This is a genomic window from Lyngbya aestuarii BL J, from assembly GCF_000478195.2.
Lineage (GTDB): Bacteria > Cyanobacteriota > Cyanobacteriia > Cyanobacteriales > Microcoleaceae > Capilliphycus > Capilliphycus aestuarii.
The window spans coordinates 1-1695 of sequence record NZ_AUZM01000189.1 but is presented as its reverse complement, the minus strand read 5'-3'; the positions used below and the strand labels follow the sequence as shown (position 1 = coordinate 1695).

Annotated in this window: 3 protein-coding genes; 1 reads left to right on the top strand and 2 read right to left on the bottom strand. The window is 41.6% G+C overall.

Annotated elements, in window-relative coordinates:
* A partial coding sequence (locus M595_RS27400) for a glycosyltransferase (protein ID WP_023069832.1) occupies window positions 1-233 on the bottom strand: 233 nt, incomplete at its 3' end.
* Between the two features lie 178 nt (window positions 234-411).
* Between M595_RS27400 and M595_RS27395 the strand changes: the two genes are divergently transcribed.
* On the top strand, window positions 412-1245 hold the full coding sequence (locus M595_RS27395; protein WP_023069606.1) for a DUF8623 domain-containing protein: 834 nt from the start codon (window positions 412-414) through the stop codon (window positions 1243-1245).
* A gap of 290 nt (window positions 1246-1535) precedes the next feature.
* Here the strand turns inward: M595_RS27395 and M595_RS30350 are convergent.
* On the bottom strand, window positions 1536-1695 hold a 160-nt coding region (locus tag M595_RS30350), incomplete at its 5' end, for a pentapeptide repeat-containing protein (RefSeq protein WP_023069833.1).

Genomic DNA, 1695 nt, shown 5'->3' with positions numbered 1-1695 from the left:
TGTGCTCTTCCGATCTTTAAACGGCTAAAAGTTCGCACTGTTCCTAAGCCAAATCGTTGCTGAAACCCTTGAACACTAATCGTATGGAGAGGGTATTGCTGGGGAACAAGCTGTGTTTCTAAGCGGTCAGGTACGCCTAGCCATTCGATTTGATAATCTTGTAATTGGGCGGCCGTTGCGATCGCTGGAAACAAATGTCCGCCTGTACCACTAGCTGCAATCAATAATCGCATGAGTGTTTTGAATTGGGTGTATCCTAAACAGAGCTGTAAGTTTTAAGTTACCATTAAAGTTACCATTATTGGGTATCGAAAACCGGATAACTGACAACTGTACATAGAGGTTAACGGTTGTAAAAAGCCGCTAATTCAATATTTATCGACTTAATTACTAACAACAAAACCGTTTCTTATGACGATTTTTCCTTCTCGGCAACTTCCTTCTCTTGTGTCTCGTCGCCGTCAAAAGTTTTCTCCGATGCTTTCTGTTCTACTCGGTCTGGTATTGTGGGGAATGACAGGTGTTGATTCGAGTCGGGTTCACGCCCAAGAACCGCCCGAAACCGCGCCCTCAGAACTGACGACTTTAATAGAAGGAATAGAAGCCGCAGCCAATCGTCAGGATGTGAAGGGGGTACTAGAATTTTATAGTCAAGATTTTAGCACAACTGAAGGGTTAGATCGTCGGAGTTTAGAGCAGGTTTTAAACCAACTTTGGCAAAATTATTCTAATATTAATTATCAGACTCAGTTGCAATCCTGGGAAAAAGACGGATCAGCAATTATCGCAACTACAGTTACAGAAATTACCGGAACTCAAGACTTAAATGGTCGAGAATTTACACTCAATTCCACAATTACTTCACAGCAACGAGTAGAAAATCAAAAGGTTGTTCAACAAGAAGTCTTAGCCGAACGCAATCAATTAACCAGCGGCGAAGAACCCCCAACGGTGACATTAGTTGTACCCGAACAAGTAAAAACAGGTCAAGAATATAGCATTGATGCGATTGTTGAAGAACCTCTCGGCGATCAAATTATGATCGGAACCGCTATTGAAGAACGAGTCACACCCAGAGCGTATTTAACCGAGTTTCCTTTAGAGTTGGAGTTCTTACCTTCTGGGGGTGTATTTAAAATTGGAACCGCACCAAAAACACCGGGACATAATTGGATTTCTGCAATTTTAATGCGTCCAGGTGGGATTACGATGGTGACACAAAGATTAAAAATTGTTGAGCGATAAGTACAAATCAGTAGGGTGTGTCAAATAATAATTCTTGCAATTCCCAACAGAAAACCCAAAAAATTGACGCACCATTCTACTACTAATCTTATCGAAAAAACCAATCAGTAGGGTGTGTCAAACAACTCGGGTTAAAATTCCCAACAGAAAACCCAAACAATTAACACACCATTAACCGTTAGTTCCATCAAATAATGCTTGTTATAATTCCCAACCTGAAATTATTCCTCCTCACCCAACGCCTCTAAATCTTCTGACGAAAACGAATTTTCCCCCGCTTCAAATTCAGATTATTGTTTCCACGCTTCTGGTACGTTTTTAGCTTCTTCTAACCCAGTAACGTTAGACCATTTTGTGTGATTATCCCATCGAATATCACTGAGGTTGGCACAACTGAGGTCGGCACGAATGAGGTTGGCACAACTGAGGTTGGCACAACTGAGGTCGGCA